This is a genomic window from Anaerobiospirillum sp. NML120449 (assembly GCF_023051105.1).
GTDB lineage: Bacteria > Pseudomonadota > Gammaproteobacteria > Enterobacterales > Succinivibrionaceae > Anaerobiospirillum.
The window spans coordinates 1-25,410 of sequence record NZ_JALKIL010000034.1; the positions used below are offsets into that span (position 1 = coordinate 1).

14 protein-coding genes are annotated in these 25,410 nt (G+C 51.2%); 3 read left to right on the top strand and 11 right to left on the bottom strand.

Annotated features, from left to right (window positions below; genetic code table 11):
* Positions 1–486 precede the first annotated feature (486 nt).
* Positions 487–1,629: a TRAP transporter substrate-binding protein DctP gene (gene dctP, locus MXE41_RS09690; RefSeq protein ID WP_246978457.1), complete on the top strand. Its 1,143-nt coding sequence runs from the start codon at positions 487–489 to the stop codon at positions 1,627–1,629.
* 177 nt (positions 1,630–1,806) lie between these two features.
* Here the strand turns inward: dctP and MXE41_RS09695 are convergent, their stop codons facing one another.
* Entirely contained in the window at positions 1,807–3,417 is a 1,611-nt protein-coding gene (locus MXE41_RS09695) for a mannitol dehydrogenase family protein (protein ID WP_247100336.1), read from the bottom strand.
* Positions 3,418–4,711: 1,294 nt separating this feature from the next.
* Between MXE41_RS09695 and MXE41_RS09700 the strand changes: the two genes are divergently transcribed.
* Both MXE41_RS09700 and nagB read left to right on the top strand, forming a co-directional pair.
* Positions 4,712–5,635, top strand: coding sequence for a MurR/RpiR family transcriptional regulator (locus MXE41_RS09700; RefSeq protein WP_247100337.1), 924 nt, complete (start codon positions 4,712–4,714; stop codon positions 5,633–5,635).
* A 190-nt stretch (positions 5,636–5,825) separates the two neighbouring features.
* Positions 5,826–6,557 (top strand): glucosamine-6-phosphate deaminase, encoded by a 732-nt coding sequence (gene nagB, locus MXE41_RS09705; protein ID WP_247100338.1) that lies wholly within the window; start codon positions 5,826–5,828, stop codon positions 6,555–6,557.
* Between the two features lie 298 nt (positions 6,558–6,855).
* On the opposite strand, the gene MXE41_RS09710 is transcribed toward nagB, so the two are convergent.
* From MXE41_RS09710 to MXE41_RS09760, 10 genes are all read right to left on the bottom strand, one after another.
* Entirely contained in the window at positions 6,856–8,004 is a 1,149-nt protein-coding gene (locus MXE41_RS09710) for a S26 family signal peptidase (RefSeq protein ID WP_247100339.1), read from the bottom strand.
* A gap of 2,052 nt (positions 8,005–10,056) precedes the next feature.
* Entirely contained in the window at positions 10,057–10,359 is a 303-nt protein-coding gene (locus tag MXE41_RS09715) for a hypothetical protein (protein ID WP_247100340.1), read from the bottom strand.
* The gene (locus MXE41_RS09720; protein ID WP_247100341.1) at positions 10,343–10,591 is read right to left on the bottom strand and encodes a hypothetical protein; all 249 of its coding nucleotides are present in this window, start codon (positions 10,589–10,591) and stop codon (positions 10,343–10,345) included. The genes MXE41_RS09715 and MXE41_RS09720 overlap by 17 nt, the downstream gene beginning before the upstream one ends.
* Positions 10,592–10,795: 204 nt before the next feature.
* Positions 10,796–11,203: a porin gene (locus tag MXE41_RS09725; protein ID WP_247100342.1), complete on the bottom strand. Its 408-nt coding sequence runs from the start codon at positions 11,201–11,203 to the stop codon at positions 10,796–10,798.
* 1,358 nt (positions 11,204–12,561) lie between these two features.
* On the bottom strand, positions 12,562–13,722 hold the full coding sequence (locus MXE41_RS09730) for a porin (RefSeq protein WP_247100343.1): 1,161 nt from the start codon (positions 13,720–13,722) through the stop codon (positions 12,562–12,564).
* Between the two features lie 797 nt (positions 13,723–14,519).
* Positions 14,520–16,301 carry a TolC family protein gene (locus tag MXE41_RS09735; RefSeq protein WP_247100344.1) on the bottom strand — a complete coding sequence of 594 codons (1,782 nt, stop codon included), beginning with the start codon at positions 16,299–16,301 and terminating at the stop codon, positions 14,520–14,522.
* 1,307 nt (positions 16,302–17,608) lie between these two features.
* Positions 17,609–18,667, bottom strand: a complete 1,059-nt coding sequence (gene rfbD, locus MXE41_RS09740; RefSeq protein WP_247100345.1) for a dTDP-4-dehydrorhamnose reductase — start codon at positions 18,665–18,667, stop codon at positions 17,609–17,611.
* Between the two features lie 313 nt (positions 18,668–18,980).
* The gene (gene pepT / locus MXE41_RS09745) at positions 18,981–20,249 is read right to left on the bottom strand and encodes a peptidase T (protein ID WP_247100346.1); all 1,269 of its coding nucleotides are present in this window, start codon (positions 20,247–20,249) and stop codon (positions 18,981–18,983) included.
* 568 nt (positions 20,250–20,817) lie between these two features.
* Positions 20,818–23,049, bottom strand: coding sequence for a MacB family efflux pump subunit (locus MXE41_RS13270; protein WP_348647428.1), 2,232 nt, complete (start codon positions 23,047–23,049; stop codon positions 20,818–20,820).
* A gap of 326 nt (positions 23,050–23,375) precedes the next feature.
* Positions 23,376–24,587, bottom strand: coding sequence for an efflux RND transporter periplasmic adaptor subunit (locus tag MXE41_RS09760; protein ID WP_247100347.1), 1,212 nt, complete (start codon positions 24,585–24,587; stop codon positions 23,376–23,378).
* Positions 24,588–25,410: the final 823 nt, after the last annotated feature.

Here is a 25,410-nt window from a genome sequence, read left to right on the forward strand (position 1 = left end):
GCAAATAGGCGGTAGCTGAAGCTACATTACAGGTCAATCCTGTAGACTTTTTGAAGAAAAATTTTTTTTTCATGGTTCAAAAGGTCCAATGGAATGTGCGTCCTCCAAAACATTGTCCGACTATATGTAATTGACGTGCAATTGCCTCAGGCGATTATCCGCCGGGCAATATCAGGGATATACTTAGATTATTTACTGAAATTCTCAGGTCAATCGATCCCCTGATGGCTGATGCCCTGGCTGAGCTGAAACACCTTGATAACCAGCTTTTGCATCAGCCGGTGAAAGTTAGTGGGAACATACAGACTGTGCACCAGATATGCCTTTATATGGTCCATGGATGCCTTGAATGTATGCTTATCAGAACAGAGGTTACAGAGCCTCTGACATGCTGCAGGGAGCAGCTTTAGGCGGAATCTTATCTGCCCTTCCCAAAGTGCCGGTCCGGTCAGCTGGACCTGCACTTGTTGTATGAGGAAATGTGCTATGGACTCACTCATAAAAAGCAAGATCAAATCTGTGATTAAAGGAGTTTTCACTACACTTGGCTTCTCCTTTGTCATGGTGGGATTAAGCGGCTGCGGTGCTCAGAAACCAGATGAAACTGCCGCTGCTGACATTACCTCCGGCCCATCAATGAACGCTAACCACAAGGCTGATCTGGTTATCAAAGTTGGCTATGAAAACTCACGAGGTGAGCCTTTTGATATGGGCATGAAGCGCTGGAGAGATGAGCTTGCAAAAGAGACCGGTGGAGCAATCATTCTCGAGCTTTATCCTGAAGATGAGCTTGGCGATGAGCAGGCTCTGATGGAGCGCATGATCAATGGTGAAAAAATCATTTCCACTGCTGATGCAGCTGATCTTTACAGCCGTGGTGCTTACGACATAGGCATCTGCTTTAGTCCATATCTTTTCAAGAGCTGGGACGAAGCTTTTCATCTGACCCGCAGCAAGTGGTATCAGGAACAGAACAAGCGTCTGTCAGAAAAGCAAGGCCTGCATATTATTTCCTCAACCTGGCAGTTCGGCCTGCGTCATATTCTCTCCACACGTCCAATTACCAGGATCAGCGAACTGGATGGCCTGAGAATCAGAGTGGACAATAATGAAATTCAGAACAACACCTGGAAGATTTACGGTGCAGAACCAAAAGAACTGCCTCCATCAATGATCATGCAGGCTTTCAGAGACAAGGAGCTTGATGCTGTAGATCTTCCTGTTACCCGTATGTACGGTGCCGGCTTCCATAATGCTGCCAAGTACCTGCTGATGACAGGCCATGTCTATACCGTTACCAGCATTATTACCGGAGAGGAGTTCTGGAACAGTCTGACTACTGAGCAAAGAGAAGCTCTGACCAGAACCTGCATCAAGGCATCCAGCTTCTACAATGTAGTACGTGAAGCCAATGAATATCAGGCCCTCAAGAATATGCAGGAACAGGGCGTCACTGTTACCTATCCAGGCCGTGAAATGGTAGCTGCCCTCAATCTCAAGGCTCAGAGCTTCTACCGCCTCAAAGAGTTCCGCAAATGGACCCCAGGCCTTTACTATAAGGTACTCGAATCAAAGTCCCTGCCATGGACCTATTACACCAAGGGCGGCCTGATTGAGCCAGATAAGTAGCATGCGCTCTGCTTTGAGCATGCAGTGCTGAAAAAAGAGGACCCGACTTTTGTCGGGTCCTCTTTTTTGTCCTGTCGCCATGTTCTTATAATCAGGCATGAACATAGGCCCCCGGCACGGCAATTCATGGCGCCAGGGACAGGGAGCCAGTAAACAGCAGTTGTCCTGAACTGGCAGCTATCCCATGTAGCGTATCAGAGTTGCTCTTACAGCTCCCGGACCTGTAATCATTTCCTTGAACAGGTTCTCTACTGTCTGACCAATGCCTGCCTCATACAGGTTCTGGCCAAAGACAGTCTCATTGGACAGCAGAGGACGCAATGTGCGCTCCACGCTGTCAGGACGGGTAAAGATGATCTCAGACATTCTTCTGCTGAGCTCACTGAGCATAGGATCGTCGGAAATCTTCATGGTATGGCCATTATCGTCTATGGCCATGAGATAGCGCAGCCATCCGGCCAGAGCAAGCGGCAGAGCTACCAGTGAAGTCAGAGCGTAGCCACGCTTCTGATAGGCACTGATGGTATAGCCAAAACGCATTCTGATTTTCTGGGAGGTATCTGTAGCGATACGTGCCGGGGTGTCGGGCAGAGCTCTGTTGGTAAGGCGCTCTTTGAAAATCTCATTGAGATATTCTCGTGGGGTCACAATCATAGGACTGTCGACTACACGCAGGCACTCTTCATAGCCAAGACGCCTGATTAAGTTAATCAGCTGTCTGTCATTCATGGCATCGCTGATGTGCTCATAGCCAAAAATACAGCCATAAAGAGCCAGAGCCGTTTGCAGAGGGTTGAGGCATGCTGATACCTTCATGCGCTCAAAGAGCTGTACACCTCTGGCAGTAGTAAAGAGTACTCCCACCTTCTCAAGCTGAGGACGGCCATTTGGGAACTTGTCCTCAATTACCAGGTAACGTGACTTCTCCATGTTCACAAAAGGGGCCATGTGAGCGCCCTTTTTGCTGGTATAGACCTCCATATCTTCAATGCCCATAGCGGTCAGGCGGGCCGCAATGTCACGATCAGGGTAAGGGGTGATACGGTCAATCATGGTGTTAGGGAAGGTCACTGAATCCTCATCAGACAGGTACCTGATAAAGGCCTGATTGACAAAGCCTCTGCTCTCCCACTCACGGGCAATGGTCAGAACTGCATCTCTGAGCAGGTTGCCATTTTCTGAGCAGTTGTCAAAAGACACCATGGCAACCGGAGCAGCACCGGCCTGCCAGCGTTCCCACAGCAAAGCTGCAGTCCAGGAAACAGTATGGCATGGTGCTACCGGACCGGACTCAATGTCCTTTTTAATCTCAGGAAGAAAATTGCCCTTGATATCCCTGATGACATAGCCCTTTTCCGTAATGGTATAGCTGATCATCTGTATGGATGGACGGGGTGCAAGGGCTCGCACATCATACTCATCTGCAGGCGAGCTGCCGTTGAGCTTGTAGCTGTTGGCAATGGCGGCAGTAACGCGCAGATTCAGAGTGCCATCGCGCAACACTGTGGTCTCAAGAGCAAGACGGTCATGAGGGCTGAGCACACGATCTACCTCGGCTCCATCATGGGTAGACAGGGTAATAATGCCTGAGGTCTGGCTGCGGCTGCTTAACAGGTCATGCTGAAGAGATGCAATGTAGCCACGAAAGATATTGCCGGCACCAAAATGCAGCCATACGGGGTTATTGCGGCTGGTAGCCTGTACCCGGGCAACATCATAGTCAGGAAGAGCAATACCAGCCTTGTCAAAGGCGTCCCTGTCCTTAATTCCCTTGAGAGTAACCTTCATTAAAAAACCTCGCAGCGGACGAAACGAAGCACCAGTCATACAGGACAGCCGCTCCCGGCAGGTAACACGGCGGGAGTATGTCCTGATAATGCAGACGGGAAACTAATGGAAGACAGCACTCACAGGTGAGCATGCCTGGCATCGGTGGCCAGGATAAAAAGAGGCCCCGCTGTCACAAGCCCCCTTGGAGAAAACACATTAATGCAAGGATATCTGGAGGAAAGATCAACTCTCCCGCATGGCCATAAAGACAATATGACCTAAGTCATGACCTGAGAGCACCATCCAGTAATACAGAAATGAACCTGCTGTCAGCATGCGCAACGCCCCTGGATTATGGCAACGGTAAAGCCATTTTACAGGCAGCACGGCTCCGGCCAGTTGAAAAGCATGTAACTGTGTTGAGTTATGACCATACTGGCAGATTATGCGAGCAACTCATGGATAAACACGGCACTTGTCACCGTATCTTACGGTCGTATACACGGACCTGATAATTCTGTTAATACTTAATACCTTACCATACAAGTGATGGCTTTGCAGCACTGAACCAGGCCCCCATCCCGGCAGCTGCCGGCCTGATTACGCCCTGCCGAAGCTGTCAGCAGCAAGGCTGCTGCAGCCGCATGAAAACAGCTCCTGACACACCTGCAATGCCATGCCGTACCATGCCATACCATAACACTGCCATACCCCTGACCAGATCCTGAACACCTTCCGAAGCCAACTGCACCAGGCAGCAACCACAACAGCCCCAGCAATACCCATCCCAGGCAGCAACCACAAGAGCCACTGCCTCAACAATAGCGGTCCCCACTATTCTGTCCAGGGTTTGATGCTACTTGTGTGATTGATCAACGAATACCCCACAGTCTCAGCTCATCATGAGATTACATGCCATAACTTACTCCAGGGGCGTAGAGTGATTATGAGTAAGGGCTGATAAGAAAGCTGTTGCCTGGCATGCTGCCGGGAGTGCTTCCGGGAGTGCTGACATGACTGCTGGCTGGATACTTATAGAGACATGACAATCTATAAAGATCAGGGGATGGAGGCTCTGGGCTTACTTTGAGCCATGGGCAGCCTGGTTCAGGATGCAGTTATTTATGAGCACTGTCAGGGGCATGGGGACTTTTTTAGTTTGTGATGTAGAGCAAAGTTTTAATATAGGCTAAAATATTGAAAAAAAATTCCATGGATACGATCTATAATTATCAGGTTCTTAGGAAAAGCTTTTCTTTACCTGGATCGCACACATGCTGGCGACTGGTTAGCACATGGGATGTCAAAGCATATGGGTATATTAGACAGGCTTAACGGAGATCAGAAGAATCTTACGAAAGCTGACCTTGCTCTGCTCAAATACATCAGAGATCGAGGCCTTGACGTGTGCAACGCCCCTATCTCGGAAATTGCCCGCAACTGTGGCGTTTCGCATGCCACTGTGACCCGCTTTGCACGCAAATTTGGCTACGATTCCCTGCAGTCATTCAAAATTGCCCTGGCTCAGGAAATTGGCATGACCAGTGACCTGGGCGATCTTATCTCCGTATCCATCTCTTATGACGAGGACTCACGACAGACAGCCGCAAAGCTCTCTCAACTGATTGCCTCAACCATTGTTCAGACTGCTCAAAGCGTCAATCATCAAAGCCTTGCCCGTATTACCCGTGTTCTTTCCAATGCCCGAAGAGTACTGTTCATAGGCAAGGGAAACAGCGGTTTTGTGGCTCTGGACACAGCTTTCAAATTCAACCGCATTGGCATTGATTCAAGGGCCATTATTGATAGCCATGAAATGCTGGTGCTGTGTTCCCTGCTGGACAAAAAGGACGTAGTAGTAGCCTTTTCAAACTCAGGTTCCACTCCTGAAATTATCAAGGCCGTAAACCTGGCCCGTCAGGAACAGGCAAAGGTAATAGGCATTACCGCAGAGTCATCGAGTGATCTGTGCAAAATTGCCAATGACAGCCTGCTGTACTCGGTTAAAGAGACCTGCCTTGATTCAGGCTCCATCTACTCCAAAACAGCCGTTTATTTCATAGTCGATCTGATCTTTACTGAGCTGTGCAAGATGCTCGGACAGAAGGCAGTAGACACCAAGCACAAGACCAGTAAAGCCCTTGCTGTAATGTGCACCCCGGATTTCAAAAAGGAGCTGCTGGAAAGCGAGCCTCCTGTATGCCCTCAGCTCAATCCTTCTTCCCAGGATAACTGAGCTCATAATGCTTCAGCTTTCAGCCCGCTGCCTGTCTAAAGGCCCGACGGGTCAGGTCATGAATATTTGTTCTTCAGCGCCCCGGCGCAACAGCTCAGGCAGCCGCACTGCTATCCCTCTGGTCCACTCTCATGCCCTCAGGTCATGGTTTAAGGCAGGCTGCTGAGAAAACTTTCTTTAGGAGAGCCACATGCGTATTTACCGTGCCCATAACTATCAGGAGTTAAGCCGTAAAGCTGCCAACATCATTTCCGCTCAGGTAATCATCAAGCCTGACTGCGTTCTTGGTCTGGCAACCGGTTCCAGCCCAATTGGCACTTACAAGCAGTTAATCGAGTGGTACAACAAGGGCGATCTCGACTTCTCCGAGGTCAAGAGCGTTAACCTCGATGAGTACCGTGGCCTTGGCAAGGAAAGTGACCAGAGCTATGTTTACTTCATGCACCACAACTTCTTTGATCACATCAACATCAAGCCGGAGAGCATCAACATCCCTGATGGCAAGAACCCTGATGCAGTTGCTGAGTGCGCCCGCTATGACAAGGTAATTGAAGACCTGGGCGGCATCGACATCCAGCTGCTGGGTATCGGCCGTAACGGTCACATCGGCTTTAACGAGCCAGGCACTGCCTTTGAGAAGAACACCCACTGTGTTGATCTGACCGAGAGCACCATTGAAGCCAACAAGCGCTTCTTTGCCTCCATCGATGATGTACCACGTCAGGCCTACACCATGGGTATCCGCTCCATCATGCACGCCCGTCGGGTATTACTGATTGCCTCCGGTGAGGATAAGGCCGAAGCTATCTACAAGTCATTCTGGGGTCCTGTTACCCCTGAGGTTCCAGCCTCAGTTTTACAGCTGCACCCTAATGTAGTACTTGTTGCCGACGATGCTGCCTTAAGCATGGTCAAGATGTAATCACAGCAAGAGTCACAGCAGGCAGCCACCAACGCCGTTACGCAGACACACAGCTGCCAGCTTTTTCCCGGCCAGCCGTCACGTCTGTCAGACTGACGTGACGGCACCACAAAGCCCGAACAGGAAAACCTGTCCGGGCTTTGTTGTCTTTGCGGCTCTGTCACTTCATCCGGATCAAGCTCTGCCCCCGGATCAGGCTCTGCTCCCGGATCATGTACTGCAGCCCGGATCCGCCGGAACTTACTTGCAGGCAAGTGGCACGACACGGTACAACGGTGCTCTGACCTTCGTCTACGGCCTAGAAGGTCAGCAGGGGTCTGAGCCTTGCAATGATGAAGTAGGAGCGTACCGGACCAAAGTAACGGCTGTCATAGCTGAAGACCTTTTCGTTGAGCAGCATTACCTCATCTTCTTCCAGGGTAAAGTAGCTGCCTGGCTCAGCATACAATGGCATAGGACGTCCTGCACCATCTCTCTTTACTGAGGCTGTATTGGAAATCAGTCTGTCATTGACGAGCACTCCCTGACAGTTGTAATCAATCTTGTCACCGGTTACTGCAGCTACATACTTGCCTACAGGAGCTATGCCACCTGGGCATTTGCCTGCGGTAAGATAGCCGCGCTCATATCCAAAACGGGCCATCCTGGTCTCAAGGCAGGCCAGAACAAGCTCTCCCCTTTTCACCTCCAGAGTTCTTGCCTTTACAGTGGATGGCACAGCAGGCAGGCCACTGTCTGTGACCGGCTCTTCAGATGACACTTCACGGGTAAGAACACCTGCAGCTGTACCAAAGGCGTCCTCAGTGCCCGGGGCAGGTGCCGGACCGGAAACACTGCCGGCATAGATGGTACGACGGGCAAAACGCAGCTCCTGCTCACGTGACACACCTTTAGGGTCGATAAGATTCCCCAGATCAGCATCCTCTACACCGCTGAAGCCAAACAGACCGTAATCAATGCCATCGCGGTACTCAACCTTATAAAAGCCATAAGGCAATGACGGACTGACATTGATGTAGATGCCCATAAGGCTCATGGTCACATTGGCCACCAGGCTGAAAGCAAAAATTCCGGCAGCCGCCATCAAAATTATCCTGCCAGCTGAACGCTTTTTCCTGCCCCTGCCATCATGAGAACCATTATCTCCATGCAGCCCCGTGCCTGACTGTGCAGCTGATGCAGCCCGTGCAGCAATAGCCTCAGTGCCCGTCCTGCGCAGTCTTTCCATACCGCTTTCATACTTGCCCTCACCTGCGCTGTACTGCAATCCATCACCTGCAGTTTGGCTCATGCCATTGCCTGCAGTATGGCGAATCCTGTCAATACTTGAGGCAGTACTGGTGCGTACCTCACTCGATGAGATACTACTGTCAGCGGTGCGGCTGTTAAAACGGGATGAATTATGGGAAAAGTGACTGAGATTGTCAGAGGATGGATTAAGAGGCATGTTACTTATCCTGCTGCGCCATAGCGCACTTTTACGGTCTGTTTGATTCTGATTCATGCCCTGGGGCATAGGGCCCTTAACACCGTGAGCCGTTCGGACCTTGTGTCGTTGACTGAATGTATTGAAATTACTGTAAGCTGTGACTTAAGGTGCAGAGAAACATCGTTGCACAGTTTGCCTGCGCACCTTCCCAGACAGGGCTGATGCTCTGTTCCTATGCTGCGATGCTGCAGAGGCGCACTGCCATGCTTCTGCAGAGGCGTGCTGCCGATGCTGCAGTGTCGCGCTGCTGCGCTGCTGCAGTAACGCGCTGCTGCGCTGCTGCAGTAACGCGCTGCTGCGCTGCTGCAGCCATTACAGCTTCTTGTATAGATAAAGCTCATTGATGAGATGCCTGATTGAGCTGCTTAGATTGTTGACTGTTACTTTGGTTGTTAAGTCTGCCTGCATGCGAAGAAAGCCGGGTAGTACAAGGGTTAAAGATCATCTATAGATAACACGTCCCTATAATATAGTAATTTGAGAGCACTGCAGCAAACCACTGCAAAAAAGGGCTTTAACAAGGCAAATCAGCATTCACTGACACCATGGCGGTCTGGCACCAGGGTGGACTCCTGGCGCGGACAGAAGGCGTTGGCCATGTGAGCAAGGCCCAAAGACGGGGCAAACTACGGGGCAAGGCTCAAAGGCAGGCATAGCTACGGGCTCAGCCCCAAAGGCAGGCATAGCTACGGGCTCAGCACCAAAGGCAGGCATAGCTACGGGCTCAGCCCCAAAGGCGGGGCAAACTACGGGCTCAGCCCCAAAGACAGGTCAAACGACGGGCTAAGGCTTAAAGATGAAATTAGGGCGCAGAAATCAGATGTGCAGGCTTGCGGAGGTGGGCCGCCAAACCATTGATTAATGTAAAAGTACAAATATGGCAAACGGGCTTGATGCCATTACGTTACCTGGAAGCTTATTGAGACGGGAAAGAATTAAGGTAAGTGGGGTGTGAGCCGGAGTTGGAGTGGAGGGTGTAAGAAGGAGTGGGAGTGGAGGTGGAGGGCCGCTGATGCCGTCGCCACAATATAACGACGGCATTAGTCAGGCTCGGGTCAACTGTGCTCAAAAGGAACAGGAGCTGAACTTTGACCCTGACAGCTCAGAATGCTGCCATATCAGGTTATGCCTTTTCGACTTCCGGTTGCTGACTGAGTCGAAATGCACAGGACAAGACCTGAAAGGATTATGCACAGCTGTTCGGATCCTGCTGAAAGCGGGATAGATAATATCAGCAGTGACTGTCGTCTTTAATGCAAAAAGCACCGATACCGGTAACAACTGTATGAAGTGTGGTCAGAATATCAGTCAAAACTTATATGAAAATTAGAGTCCTCATTTTTTCACTGAAAATCTTAATCTGAACCGTATTCATAGCGGCGTGCATACCGAATCAGTCAGGTCAATGCTGGCCTGTATCATACGGCCTCCATTAACCAGATCAGCACATTCAGAGCCGGCCAGGCTATGCAAGTCCATGGCTGGCAAGGCCAAGGCTGGCAAGGCCACGCAAGGCCGGAGCTGGCAAGTCCCGGACAGCCATGACTGGGTAGTCAAGAACAGGCACGGCTCAGGTACAGGGCACCTCCATGTTACTAAGAACATAGATTTTCACTTATCTTAACTGGCCCGGGCTACCGATTACCCCCATTATGGCAAGTGGGCTGTAATCATTGTGTAGATGGCTGCACCAGCTGCACCTGAAGCCCAACTGTCTGTGCTTACGCTGCACAAGGTCCTGAGGTCAGAGGGATGGCTGACCCAATGGACAGAACCGGAGCTTCAGAGACAGGGTATGCTCAAGGCAGGCACTCCTGAACAAATCAGTACCAGTAAGTGCAGATTTGGGAAAGACAGAGAGCGACTCCCCTTACAAAGGGAGCAGGCGGCTGAGGTATGCGCGGCACCGGCATGGATGCAGGGGCATGGTCATCACTGACAGTTGCGACAGTTGCAACGGTTACGTCAGTTGTGACAGCCGGGTATTACCCTTGCCTGACAGCTCAATGACTAAAATGCGTAGCGCATACCGGCGGAGAAAGCGTTCTCGGAGAAGTTGGTGCCCATGGCAAGGTCGTAATTCTTCTCGCTGGTATTGTCGGTATCGGCATCAAAGCGTGCTTCAGCCCAGACATTGAACTGGTCGTTAACCTGGTAGTTTACAAATACAGGTACTACTGCAGCTTTGATCTTATCACCTTCAGTTTCTGTTTCAGTGGTCAGATAGCCAGTGCTGGCAGTCAGGCCGTTTTCCAGAGCATAGCTGGCAACAAACTCAAGACCTGTGACCTTGTAATCAACAATCTGAAACACCGGCTGCCATGGAGGCGAGGTTGAACTTGCGCTGCTGGTACTTGGCGGCAAAGTAAGGACCAAGGTCAGCTGATCCCCATGACAGGCCGGCAGCAAACTGCCTGTAGTCATCAAAGCGGTGCTGACCTGTTGCATTCTGCTCTGTAAGCTTACCTGTGCCATCATCGACCATACCATCAGCAAACTGACCAGACTCAAAGCCAAAACGTACGGCTACTGGACCAAATAGCACATCAGGAGAGGTGTAACCAGCAGCAGCTGATACTGAGCTCTGAATATCTGCAGCTTCACCCAGATCCCATGCACCGCCAACAGGATCGCCATCCTTGGCAAAAGCGTAGGAGAACAGAACGTCAAAACCTGCACCTGACCACTCATACTGAACTACACCGTTGCGGCGGTCATCAGCACCGGTAAGACCGACAGCACCCCAGTCCTAAAAGATATCTGTCTGGCTGATGGCATACTTCATGGCTGGCTCAAACTTACCTGCCTTGATAAGGCCGAACTGACCGAAGTCCAGACCAACGAAAAGATAACGTGCCGAGAAGGTCTCCTCACTGTCACCATTGGCTGCCTCCCACTCTGCATTGGCAAAGGCCGCAACATCAGAGGTCAGAGCTGAGCGCATGTTCAGACCAAGACGGCCAGAGGTGCTCATGGATGTTTCTTCGTTAGAAACACCTGATACCTTGCCTGAATACAGTACGGACTGAACGCGGCCGTAAACCTCCAGAGAATTGCCATCCTTGTCATATACAACTGCAGCATGGGCAGATGAAGCCATGGTTGAAAGAGCAACAATGGCACCAGCGACTGCCAGGACCAGATTTGTCTTCTTCATGAAAAACTCACTAATCTATAAAAGGCGGAACTGAAGCACCAGGGCTGTCAGCCAGAAACATAAATAAATCTTTAACCGCCAAAAACTCACTACTTGGTGCAGCACCACGAAAATACGAGCACAGATCGGGGCCACCCTGATTAGCCAAAGCTAAATAAGATTAGCTATAGCTAACTAATAGTACAAACTATATCACCACGTTCACATGTTTGTCACTATGCACCAAAAATAAAACAGCATGAACAACCGTTATGACACGGAAAATATCTGAGCAGACGGTAAACCTTTTCCCTGGCCCCACCTGGCTCTTCCCCGCAAAGCAGCACTCAATCACTCCCAGAACACAATCTGCCTAAAGGTATGCACGGCATCATGATACGCAGTCAACACCCCCGTTAATACCCAACACAATACTGCAGCTAAGGTAAGAGAGCTCCAGAGCAGATCACAAGCTACGTCATCTGTCTGATTCAATGAAAATACCCGGCCCTTGTCTGCTTCAATGAAAGGCCACTGCCCTGATACTTCCCATTGTGCGATATTGCGTGCGTGCATGCATGCACGCATGCAGATCATTCTGCTGAAAGGTAATCGTTACTGGAAATACTGATGAGTGTGATCATCATGATGAATCTTTCCCTACCTACTGCAGGCAAAATTTTAGAAAAATACCGCGTGAATATTTCGCTGGGACTCGCCAGCCATGTTCCAGCGACCTGATCCGGGACTGATTTGCCCATGGGAACTGAATCTGATTTATCCATGAGCACAGACGTGGATCTGAACCTGAGCTTTTCCATGGGTATAATCGCATAGATGGAGATGGATGTTGGCAGGATGGATATGGAGATGTGATGTCCGTGACCACAATTGCAGACAGAGCTTCAGACAGCCCGGGCTGTTACATGATCAGGATGTATGAACCTCGGGCTTAAGCACAGTCGTATGATGGTCCCAATGGTTCAATGAAAGGCTGATTTATGAGGACGTTCACCTCTTAAGTTAGCTATAGCTAACTACAGGGGCAAAATAAAACAGACCTCACGGTCTGTTTTATTTTCACATGATCTGAGCTGATCAACATTGATAATACAGGGTCGAACCGCTCTAGCAGCGCATATTGCGCCAGGATGGGTTAAACATACCTCTGATGCTCAAGTCCATCCCTGCTCAAAGTCTATAACCAGGCTTATGTGGGATAGAGAATTTCGGCACCGGGTGCCGACGGCAAGCATTCTGAGCAATGCTAAGGCAGTTTAGCCCTGTAAAATCAATTTCGTATCAGCCGGGCCGGAAAACGACCCGGTTAAAATCATGAAATGTATCTTTAACTGCATGCAGCCTCAGCTGCGGTGCAATTAGAATACGTAACGCATACCGGCAGAGAATACGTTCTCGTCGTAGGCTTCACCAGTAGCGCGGGCAAAGTTCTTGCCATCAGTCAGGTCGTTGTCGGTACCGGCGTCGAAGCGAGCCTCAGCCCATACGTTGAACTGTGGGTTGAGCTGCCAGTTGGCATATACAGGAACGGTAGCGGCCTTAACCTTGTCAGAACCTACCTCATACTCCTTGGTCAGGTAACCGGTGCGCAGGGCGATGCCGTTAGGTAAGGCATAACCAACTACAAACTCATAACCGGAAACAGTCAGGTCAACAGTCTCAGTACCCTGTGGAGCAGTAGGAACAGCAGAGGTGGAGAAATCACGTGACTGGTAAACACCAGCTACATATGGACCTAAGTCCAGGGAACCCCATGACAGACCAACAGCATACTGGTTGTAGTCGTCATAGCGAAGCTGAGTGCCCTTGATCTGGTTCTGGTAACCGGCAACATTGTTCATGACTTCGCCGTCAGCAAAAGTGCCGTGCTCGAAGCCGGCGCGTACAGCGATTGGGCCAAATACTACATCTGGAGAGGTGTAGCCGGCAGCGAAGGAGAAGGTGTTGCTCATGTCGGCAGTCTCACCGTTGGCGTAAGCGCCGTCGATGTGAGTACCATCCTTGGCTAAGGATAAGGAAGCGATGATGTCGAGGCCATTGCCGGACCACATGTACTGGAAGGTACCGTCGCGCTTGTCGTCGTTACCAGCCAGACCGGTGCAGCCCCAGTCGTCGAAGATATCAGTCTGGGAGATGGCATACTTCATGGCAGGCTCAAAACGACCGGCCTTGAAAGAACCGAACTGACCAAAGTCCAGACCTACCCAGAGGTAACGGGCAGAGAAAGTGTCCTGACCGTGAGCGTCGCCGTTAGCAGCTTCCCACTCGGCCTTGGCAAAAGCAGCAACGCCGTTGGTGATCTGGGAACGCATGTCGACACCGAGACGGCCGGAGGTCATCAGGGTGGTCTCTTCGTTGGATACGTTGCCAGTCTTGTCAGAGTAGATTACAGACTGAACACGGCCGTAAACGGCTAAAGAGTTGCCATCCTTGTCATAAACAGTGGCGGCAGAAGCGGTTGAAGCGATTGAAGTAGCAGCTAAAGCAGCAACAGCTAAAGCTAAATAGGACTTCTTCATAGTGATTTTCTATCCCAAAAATTCTTTAAAACTAAAGAGTCAGCACGAATGTTTGTGCTGGGGTAAATATACCACTATTAAAATGCTTTTTGCCATTTCTGACACTTTTGGTAACTAGATACGATTATCCATCCTGTTGACCATGGGTGATCACTGTCACGCAATCATGATATATACGCGGTTTACTCTGATGTGCACTATGTCACATTTATCAGACACACAAGGATTCCAAAATTGTGCAAACTTGTCTGACAAGCCTTGATATTTTCGTTTTACCCCCACCTATTTAAATAAATTTATGCCCAATAACCGCTTATTTATCATAATTTAATCCCTTGATTAAAAGTTCCATGAACATTTTGGATTATTTTTCCCGTATTTGTGATCTGCTTCAAATTTTTGAGATTAATTTATAAAAAATTGTGCCGAAATTATTAATTTCAAATTAAAAAGACAGGCTTATTTATCAAGTTCTTTACACTCACTTAACAAGAACTTGACTGTTATCCATGTGGCTTGCCTTAATTTACCGGCGGCAATAATTGCCCCCATCAAAAAACCGGTGCCCACCATACCAGGCGAGCACCGGTTTTTTGCTTTGTGAAAACAATATCCAACTAAACTCAGAGCAGCTCATCTGCAACCTGATTCAGGCAGGCAGGCTCTCCTGCCTGCTTAGCCCGGCACTGCCATGCCATGCCATGCCTGGGCAGCTTATGGCTGCCGATGTAAGATTTTTGGAGGGGCTGGCTGGTTTGAGAAGGTCAGGCTAAGTCTGTTGCAGTTGAGGTTAGCTGTCAGACATGATCTGAGGATATGCCGGCGTTCTCAAGAAGCATGTAAGGAAGCTCGGCTCCTGAGACAACCTGCATTGACTGGCTGCCACTGGCTGCCCCATCGGCTGCACTGGCCGGAGACTGGTGATTGCCCGCTGCTCCATGCTTGCCAGCAGCTACTGCAGCAGCCGGGTCATCGGCATCAGCAATGGCACTGCCGTCAAGGCCTGCAAGACCGTCTCCTCCTAGCGCTACCATGACATTCATTGAGGCATTGAGCAAATCACGTCTTGCTGACAGTAGCTTGCTCTGGGCACTTCTTAAGGTATCTGAGGCATCAAGCACCTCACTTAAGGCGGCGCTGCCGTAACGGTAGCGCTCAGTCATACGGTCATAGTTCTTGCCGGCAAGCTCGTATTCAAGAGCTGTACTGCCAATCATCTGTTCCTGATAGCGCAGGCTGTTGAGACCGTCTGAGACTTCCTGTACAGCAGTAATAAAGTTGTTGGCAAAATCAAGGCGTGCCTTATCGCGGGAGACCAGAGCACTTTCCTTTTGCAGGGACAGCTGATTGTAGTTGAAGAACGGGAAAGTCAGAGCTGCCCCAAGCGTGCCCACAGGATCAAGCAGGAAGTTGCCAAGCGAGGCAGCCGAACCTGTTGCAACCGCAGCATTGAGATTGAACTGAGGGTAGAAACTGGCGCGGGCCTCGTCCACATTGGCAAAGGCAGCGCGGACACGGGCTTCGCTGGCCATGAGATCAGGTCGGTTCTTTAACAGTGAGGCAGGCATGTTGACCGGTACTGAAGGGCAGACTGTGTTCTGCAGGGCCTTGTCAGTTACTGCACTGTCTATATTGCTGTCAGCAAAAGCTCCAAGAAGAGTGTTAAGCGCATTACGTGCTGCGGTAAGCTCATAGCTGCGCTGATAGACACTCTGCTCTACATTCTTGTGGTTCACCAGGGCCTGATCATATTCAAGACCGTCGGCAGCGCCCTGAAGCTGCTTTTCCTTAATCAGAGCCAGACGCTTATAGGATGCCTCAAGCTGATCTTCAGCAAGATCAAGAGCCTCACGGGCAAAGGCATAACTCCAGTAATACTGACTGGTACGCTGAATAATGCTAAGACGCATTGCCCGGTAATCAAAGGCACTGGCACGGAAAGACTCCCATCCTGAACGCGATGCAGCATCGAGGCGGCCAAAGAGATCCAGCTCATAAGAAAGGCCGAAATTGCCTGATGATGACCTGGTACTCTGGGAGCTGCGGCTTAAATCCTTGCGGCTTCCCGATGACAGAGCAGCTGTAACTGTAGGATGCAGAGCTGTGCGGGCAAGGCCATAATCACTTTGAGCCTTTTTAAGATTGAGCCAGGCAGTATTGATGTCGTAATTGTTTTTCAGGGCGCCATCAATCACAGCACTGAGATTGTCATCATTAAAGACACGGTAAAAGTCCGCTTCCAGTGGGTTATCACTGTCAGCCTTATGAGCATAGCGACTGCTGGTACTGGCCGCATCATCGCTGCGGGCATCGGAACCGGCCTGCGTCCCGGATCTGTTCTGTGCACCTGAAAACAACTGTGCCCCGCCCCCAATCGGCCCGCACAGACGAGGATCTGTTCCTTCAGGCTGCATGCTGGTACCGGTTGAGCACGTGTACCGCTGCCTGTCCATGCCATAGCCCTGTGGAGCACGAATGGCATTTTCATACTCAGTTTCATTAATGGAGCATGAGCTCAGGAGCAGACAGCTAAGTGCCAGCAATGTGCTGCTCAATCCTTTATTCTTAGATAAATCCACACTCTAATCCTTCTGAAAAATGCCATTACCGCACGCTGAGCCTGCAGGCGCATCATGCGCCTGCACCTGTTTAAGGTAATCTCATCAGCCCCTGCCGCCGACCTGCCGGCAAGCCCCGGCCCGGCTCTCAAGCCTGCCAGTCTCACCAGCTCACCAGGCCTGCCGGCCTCTCCGACTCACCAGGCCCGTCGGCCATGCCGGGCCAGCCCGGTCATCGAACTGACATTAAGCCCCCCGATAAGAAAGATATGGGGACAGGTTGCGACAGTTGCAAGGCTTTAATGGTCTGTTTGCTGTATCCAGTCCATCTGGACCGGAGGTCAGATAACTTTAGAGCTCTGTACGTGAACTTACTGAGTGCAGCCCTCTGCACTCATCAACAATTATCAGACTGAGTTATTAGCTGCTGCTTAGGCAGATCGCCTTTTGTCCTCATAATGGGAGTGCCGCTATGTCATCCTCTCACGACGCGTGTCAACAGATTTAGTGACGCTTGAGATTAGAACGCCACCATGGATTCGTTAATTTCAGTCTCCAATCAAATGTTTGGCAGCAGACATTTGATTGTGGTCTCAGATTCCGAAATCACTGTGCAGGATTACTCTCCAAGACCCAGGCCATGTCCAGCGTCAGCTGGACATGGCCATTAATTGCTCACGGTAGTGTCTGGACCTTGCCCGGAGCACACCAGGTCCCTTGATACTCTAAAGTATCCCCAGCTGAGCCTCAGTCCGGAAATCGGACTGAGGCTCAGCTTATTTCAACCTTCATTAATGTTTATGCTACTCAGCCTTTTATGGCCCGTATGAGCCCCCTTACCGTCAGAGCCTATGATAAACAAGTAACCAGAGAATCGACGGCTCCCACCGCTTGCGGATCGCCACATGCAGCCTATGACATAACGACATCAAAGCTGTCGCAGAAAAGGCTGAAAGCTCCCACTGTCCCATCCTGCTGGCTTGCCGACCGCAGGCCACCGGCCGTGCCAGCGGTCAGTGCTGCCTGGCTTGCCGTCCATCCGGTCACTGGTCGTCCAGCAGTCAGGGCTGCCTGGTTTGCAGGCCACATGTCAGCGGACAAGCCTTTTGTCAGGCGGCCTTGGGCCTGCCATGCGGCATAACCCCTGATCGCATGGCACTGTTTTACCCAAGATAATCATAAATATGTAAGCGTTAAGGAAGCCTGCGCGCCAATGTGCAGCCATGCAGTCTGAAACTGGCGTGCCAGCCAGCAAAAAGCCCTCTTTGTCAGAGGGCTTTTTGCTGTAATTCAGGAATCGAGGTTACCTGTGGTGATCCCCGAGCAGGTCAGCTTTGCTGGACCTGCTGATCAGGCTGCCGGGACTGCAGCTGTTGCTGCTCCTGCTGATCGGACTCCTGCATGCTTTTAGCCAGCAGCTGCAGATCCTCAGGATTGGTGATTCTGTCCATAATGCTGATGGTATGGTCATAATCTTCAACTGGAGTCAGGCCCTGACGCTCACGGCCCCAGGCATGCATAACCTCGCCCAGGTAATCCTCCCAGTATGGTGGTTCAATGCCGAAGACTTCACGGATGCGGTCGCAGTTGAGGCGGCTGTCACGTGGACGTTTAGCCTTGCTGCGGAACTCCTCACTGGTAATGGAGAGCACGTTGACATCGTGATGGAGCAGCCCCATAGGGATAGCACGGGCAAAGATGGTGCGGGCAAAGTTATCCCAGGTAGTAGGTTCATAGCCACAGAAGTGATAGATGCCGTAATCAGCAAAGTCCTTATCCTCAAGGATGCGCTGAGCCATGATTACCAGGGCTTCGGCAAGAGGTCGTACCGGGGTTGGATTGCCCAGCTGATCGCAGACAACTGCAATTTCACTGCGCTCCTGAACCATGGAAAGCATGATCTTGACGAAGTTGCGGCCAAAGGCGCCAAAGAGCCATGAGGTACGAACTATGATGTGGCGGCAGCCAGAGTTGATGATGCAGTTTTCACCCTCAAGCTTACTGCGGCCGTACTCACATTCTGGCTTTACCGGATCGGTCTCGCGGTGTTCACGGCGCTTGACGTCAGAAAACACGTAGTCTGTAGAGATGTGAATCAGCGGAATGTTGCAGGCTGCGCAGGCCTTGGCAATATTGCGCGGACCAAGAGCATTGACGTTGAGGGCAGCTGACGGCTCGTCCTCGGCCTTCTCCACATTGGTATAGGCTGCAGCATTAATCACCAGATCCGGCATGCTGTCGCAGATAGCACTCATAACTCTGTCAGCTTCGGTAATATCCAGAGTTCTGTGATTTGCGGCAATTACTGTGTGTCCCTGCCTGAGCAGAGCCAGCTCAACATCCTTGCCCACCTGACCATTTGCGCCGGTCAAAAATATCCTGGCCATAATTGCTGTCCTGAAAAATCAAAATAAAGGGCTGACTTGCGCCAGCCCGTAATCTCATATCAACCTGATGCCATCCCGCCCCGCAGCCCTGCCGCCATCTCGCTCCGCAGCCCTGCCGCAATCTCGCCCGTCTGCCCGCTCACCTCGGACTCAGCGTACTGAGCTGAAGTCATGCCAGCAGCGGCCCCTGCATGGGGTTGCCCCCATGGGGCTGGCCTGCATGCGATGCAATATTACGACAGCCACGCACGACAGTATCACACTGCCGGTTCATTCATGATGGATGCAGGATGCTGGATAGCACCGAATGTGCTTACTTGTCCTCGCCCAGAGCTACCTGCTCTACCAGGGCTTTGGTTACCTCATAGCTGGCATGCAGTGACGGTACCGGGAGGCACTCGTAAATGCCATGACAGTTGAGAGGACCTGCAAAGATATTTGGGCAAGGCAGGCCACGACAGCTGAGGTTGGCGCCGTCAGTACCGCCGCGAACGTACATTTCAGTAAGCTCAATACCGGCGCGCTCAAAGGCCTTGCGGCAGTAGTTGACGATCTTAGGGTTTTCCTTGAGTACAGTTTCCATATTCTCGTACTGCTTGACGAAAACAGCCTCACAGGAATTGATGCCGTAGCGGGCATTGATCTCATCTACCAGGTGCTCCACAAAATTGTGGCGGCGCATCAGACCATCCTTTTCAAAGTCACGCAGAATCATCATGAGCTCAGCCTGCTCGACATTACCCATGACATCATGTACATGGTAGAAGCCGTCACGACCGGTAGTGGTCTCAGGAGCCTCATTGCCAGGGAGCATGCTGATGAAATCGCTCATCATCTTGAGGGCATTCTTCATCTTGCCGCAGGCAACTGCAGTGTGAACCACCTTGCCCTTGAAGATAATCTTGGCACCCTCGGCATTGAAAGTAGCAACATCAAGCTCACCACGCTCACATCCATCGATGGTTACGGCAAAATCGCAGTCAATAACATCAAGGTCAAGATAGCGGGTAGAGCGGCCAATTTCCTCATCAACTGAGAACACGGCAGTGACAGGACCATGGACCACGCGATCATCGACCATGTGCTTGATCAGGTGCATGATGACAGCAATACCGGCCTTGTCATCACCACCGAGCAAAGTGGTACCGTCGGTTACCACAATGTCCTCGCCAATATGACCAGCCAGCTCAGGAGAGAGCTCGTGGTCAATTACATCACCAGAGGCCAGCTCAATACCGCGACCTGCATAGTCAGTTACCAGAGATGGTTTGACATTGGCAGATGAGGCATCAGGAGCGGTGTCCAGGTGAGCCAGCAGGCAGAGACGCTCCTTGTTCTCGTAGCCTGCAGTGGCAGGAATGCGGGCAATAATCACACCTTCCCTGGTCTGTACAGGTGAGAGCTTGAGGTTGGAAAGGATGTTTAACAGACGGGCGCCCAGTCTGAGCTGACCTGCGCTGGAAGGCTTTTCCTGACTGGTAAAGTCAGCTCTGGTATCAAATTCGAGCAGTTCAATAAAAAACTTGAGCAGATCATCTGTCTGCATCTTTTCTTTTAATGCCTCGATATCGCCTTTTTGCATAACTGTGTGCTCCTGGTTTGACAGGGACGCGCCCTGCATACTGCTGACTACAGCTGCCTCTGAGGGCAGCGCCCGCCCTGACAGCCACAAACGCTAATGGCTGCAGAAAATAATCTGGCCCCTATTCTATCTTATGGCACAGCTCAGATCCCTGATATGACACTCCGATAACAAAAATTATGGGCTTATAAGACCAGGTGCTCACTCAAAGGGCAATATCAGCCATGGACAGCCCGTGGCGCTACCTGACCTCCCAGCTGCCTCATACAAGACCTCCCTGCAGTTTCATACCCACGCCACCGGCAATGAACTGACGCACGCCACAGGTAATGACATGCCGCCCGCCAACTGTAATGAACTGCCGAACGCCACAGGTAATGACCTGCCTCCCGCCATTCCGGCATCAGCAAGACTATGTCCTGGGTCTTCCCCACCGAGGTTACAGAAAAAAACAGCCAGCTGGAAAGCCCGGCCGGCTGTTATTTTTGGCTGTTACTGATCACTGCACCCGGTCAGGTCAGTCATTTTCTGGAACGCTCATTTTCCTGCGCATGAGCACCTGCCATGACTACTCACGTGCCAGAGCCTCTATAGGATTAAGGCGGGAGGCTGAGCGGGCCGGCATGAAGCCAAAGGCAATACCAATTACCGAAGAGGTCACTACGGCTGCAACAATGGAAAAGACCGAGTATGACAAAGTGATGGCCGGTATAAAGTGCATGAGTAGCTGGCCTGTCACATACGAGAGAATTACACCGAGCAGACCACCGAGCATACAGACCATGACAGCCTCAATCAGGAACTGGGTGAGAATGTCAGACTGACGTGCGCCTACAGCCATACGTATGCCAATCTCCCTGGTTCTTTCAGTTACTGAGACCAGCATGATGTTCATAACACCGATACCGCCTACCACAAGGGAGATTACGGCAATGGCTGAAATCATCAGAGTAAAGGTGGAGGTGGCACTCTCAATGGACTTCATGATGGTGTCTGATGACTGCATGAAGAAATCCACACGTCCATGACGGGCAGCCAGGGTAGATTTGATTGAACTTTCGGCTACTGGAGCTGCAAAGCCCTCCTTGATACGTACCACAATTGATGACAGATAGTCCTGGTTGACCAGACGGGCCATAACCGAGGTATATGGCATAAAGACATTGGGATTCTCTCCTCTGACAATCCAGGAGTCAGAAGGTGCCAGTACGCCAATAATCTTTACAGCAATATTGCCCACTATCAGGGTCTTGCCCACAGGTTCTTCATACGGGAAGAACAGCTTTGCAGCATTGTTGTCAATTACGGCTACCTGCTCCCTGCCATCAAGCTCCTGCTCTGAAAAGATACGTCCATCTTTGAGAGTCAGTCCATAGACACGGAACAGATCCTGGGAAACGCCCTGAACAGAGGCATTGGACTCTTCAGAGCCACGGCGCAGCAGACTGCTGGTCATAATGGTGGCCGAGACCGAGTCGACAAAAGGCTGTCCTTTGAGCACCGACAGATCACGCGGTGTGAGCGAGCGTACTCTTCCTGATCGCACATCGCCAAAACGTGTACCCGGATAAATGGTAATGGTATTGGTACCCATAGCAGCGATATTGGCAATGATACGGTCCGAAGCGCCTCGTGCCAGCGCTACAACTGATACCACGGCCATAATGCCGATAATGATGCCCAGCATGGTAAGCAGGGTACGCATACGGTTGGAAAGCATGGCTCTATAGGCCATGACAAATGCTTCCTTGAAGCGATCCAGATACGAGCTCCAGGTGCGCGACCAATGATTCTTTACCAGAGTGCCACTGGCACCGTGACCAGCTGCTATACCGCCACTGGCAACATCAGCTGCACCAGATGCTGCAGCACCACCGGCCCCGGCGACACCAGCAGCTGCTGCCCCTGCTGCGGCGCCCGCTCCTGTACCGGCTACGGCACCTGCTGCTGAACCTGCTGCAGCGCCCGCTCCTGAAGAGACTCCGGCCTGGGAGCCTTGTTGTGCATGACTGTCTGATGTTTCATTAGTGGATGCTGCCGAGGAGCCTGCCTCATGAGTCTCATCATGACTGTCAGAAGAGCCTCTTAAAGATGAAGCAGATGCCACATGCTCATTGATGGTATCTGACTTGATGTTGCCATCTTCAATGGCGATAACGCGGCGGGCACAGGCTGCAATGCGCGGATCATGGGTGACGATAATTACGGTATGACCAAGGGCATTGAGCTCCTGCAGGGTGCGCATTACATCCTGACCTGATCTGGTATCAAGAGCGCCTGTAGGCTCGTCAGCCAGAATAATCTGACCGCCGTTCATCAGAGCACGGGCAATGGATACGCGCTGCTGCTGACCGCCAGAGAGCTGAGAGGGACGGTATTCAGTACGTTCGGCCAGTCCCAGAGTTTCAAGGAGCATGCGGGCACGCTCATCTCTTTTGCCTTTACGCACACCGGCATATACAGCCGGCACCTGGACATTTTCCCGGGCACACAGATGGCCCAGCAGATGATAGCGCTGGAAGATAAAGCCAAAGAAATCACGACGCAGTGCGGCCAGCTCATCAGGCTCCATATTGAGCGTATCCTGCCCCATTACGCGGTAGCTGCCGGCACTTGGGTTATCAAGGCAGCCAATGATATTCATCAAGGTTGACTTGCCCGAACCTGACGGACCAATAATGGCCAGCATCTCCCCTGCCTGTACGGTAAGGTTGATGCCATGAAGCACCTCTACTGTTGATGTACCTGACTGATAGGAGCGGCGTACATCTTTAAGTTCCAGCAAAACCTCGGTTTCCACTCACATTCTCCTCTACTGACCGGTCATGTCACTGAGATAGCGTACCGTACTCAAATCCAGGGACCGCCCCTCAACGCCTGCGGCTTATGGCACCTTTTGTCAGGCGTATTGAGCGTGCAGCCTTGCGCCTTTCCTATGCAGCCTTGCACATTCATCCCTGGCATTTCGCATTGCGCGTGCAGCACTGGCATGTCGCATTGCGCGTGCAGCACTGGCATGTCGCATTGCGCGTGCAGCACTGGCATGTCGCTTTGCTCGTGCAGCACTGGCATGTTGCTTTGCAACTTATATCCTGCATATGGTGCACGGCTCATGACGCCAGGCGTTTAGAACATTGGCGGGCCGCGACGGCGGTTTTGGGAAGCTGAATATGCTGCAGTTGCGACATCATCGCCAATGATGAGAGGAATTGAGGTATCAAAATTACTGTCAAGGACCTCGATGTACTGATCATCCTTAATGCCTGTTTTAATCGTAACCGGTACAACTTCCTCATCTACCAGCTGGTAAACAGTAGCCTCAGAGCTGCCAGCACGTGTCTTTAACGCAGCCAGCGGCACGGCTTTGACCTGCTTTGCTCTGGCAATGGTAATTTCAACCTCGGCTGTCATGTCGATACGCAATATGCCTTCACTGTTATCCACATCAAGCAGTGCATTGTAGTAAATTGCTGTTGATGACATGCCGCCTGTAGATGCAGCACCGGATGCAGTTGAGCTTTCAGCTGATGCCGGAGCCGGATCAATGGAACGCAGCCTTGCCTCAAAGTAGCGATCTGGCAGGCCCATGATGGTAAAACGGCAGTCCATGCCCGGAGCCACCTTAACCACATCTGCCTCAGAAATCTCAGCTTCAACAGTCATGGTCTGCAGATCAGCAAGACGGACAATGGTAGGTGTGGTCTGATTGGCGTTTACAGTCTGACCTTCCTCTACAGGCAGGGCGAAGACTGTACCGTCCATTGGAGCAAGAATACGGGTATATCCAAGATTGGTTGCGGCATCAGCTACAGAAATCTTTGCCTGCTCATACTGGGCATTGAGAGCATCGAGGTCAGCAAGGGCCATTTCATACTGGGCAGCTGCCTGCTGCGCACTCTGCTCTGAGGTTGCCTGCTTTTTGAGCAGATTCTTCTGACGGGTATTTTCAGCCCTGAGCATTACCAGCTGAGCCTTTTTCGAGCGTATCTGAGCTGCAATCAGACTCTCTTCAGCCTGAGCTCGCTTGAGATTGTTTTCCTGAATGTCAGGGTCAATCTCAGCCAGGAGGTCACCCTCACTTACTCTGTCGCCTCGTGAGACATAGAGCTTTTTAATCTGACCTGATACCTGGGCGCCAACGTCTACTGACACCTTGCCGGCAATAGTACCGGTAGCATAGACCTTTTGCTCAATATCGCGAACTGCAGGCATAGCAGTCATATAGGATGGAGGATCAACCTTAAAGGCACTCCATCCTGCCCAGCCCAGCAGCACCAGGGCAGCTGCTCCAAGCACTCCGTATTTGATCAACCTGTCTTTTTTCATCAAAAAACTCACAAGAAAGAACTACAACAAGTGTCAGAAGCATCAGGCCCTGCCTCGTCAATCCGGGCTGAGCACTGTTATGCCCCGTCACCTGACTGCTTCGTGCAAACACGCTGTCATACCAGCCCCGGGCAAAGTTATTCCCGCAATCATGGTAATACCGGCAATGACGCAATGCCACCAGCAGCCTGTGGACGCACGACTGATAAACAGCCTCACAACAGGCGTACGGACGGGGCTGTTGACACTGCACGTCCATTGCCGGAAAAGCATATTCGCAGGGGACGGTCAGAAACCAGAAATAAAACCCTGAAAGATGGAAAATCATTGTCCTGATTGCAGTGCAGATTCATTAATATAAAGCACTGAGGGCACTGAGGGCCTTGCGCCCTGAAAAAGACAATATCAGACCAGCCTGGCTGGAGGTGTACTGCCAGGACTAATCCGTTGTGCCATGACCCGGGCAGGGGATAAATAATTCGCTCAGGTTGCCGCATGCACACCTTATGGCATACGGCGCCATGACTGAGGCAATCTCTTCAGGAAGTGAGCACAGATGATCCTGGACACAGGACCGGGCTCATTACAGTGGCCAGTACCGGAGGCAGTACCTGTATCAGGCCAGCTGGATGGCAAAACTCATACACCTGAATTATTTTGAAGGTGGGATTTTATCAAAAAAATTATCCTTAGCTAACTACTCAAACAACTTACAACATAAGCCAATGTGAAAGTGGTTAATAATCCCATACTGTCAGTCTTTATGGCACTACTAGCATACAAGAGCAAAACACAGCGCAGACATAGCAAGATACAAATTTTTCCCGGCCATCCC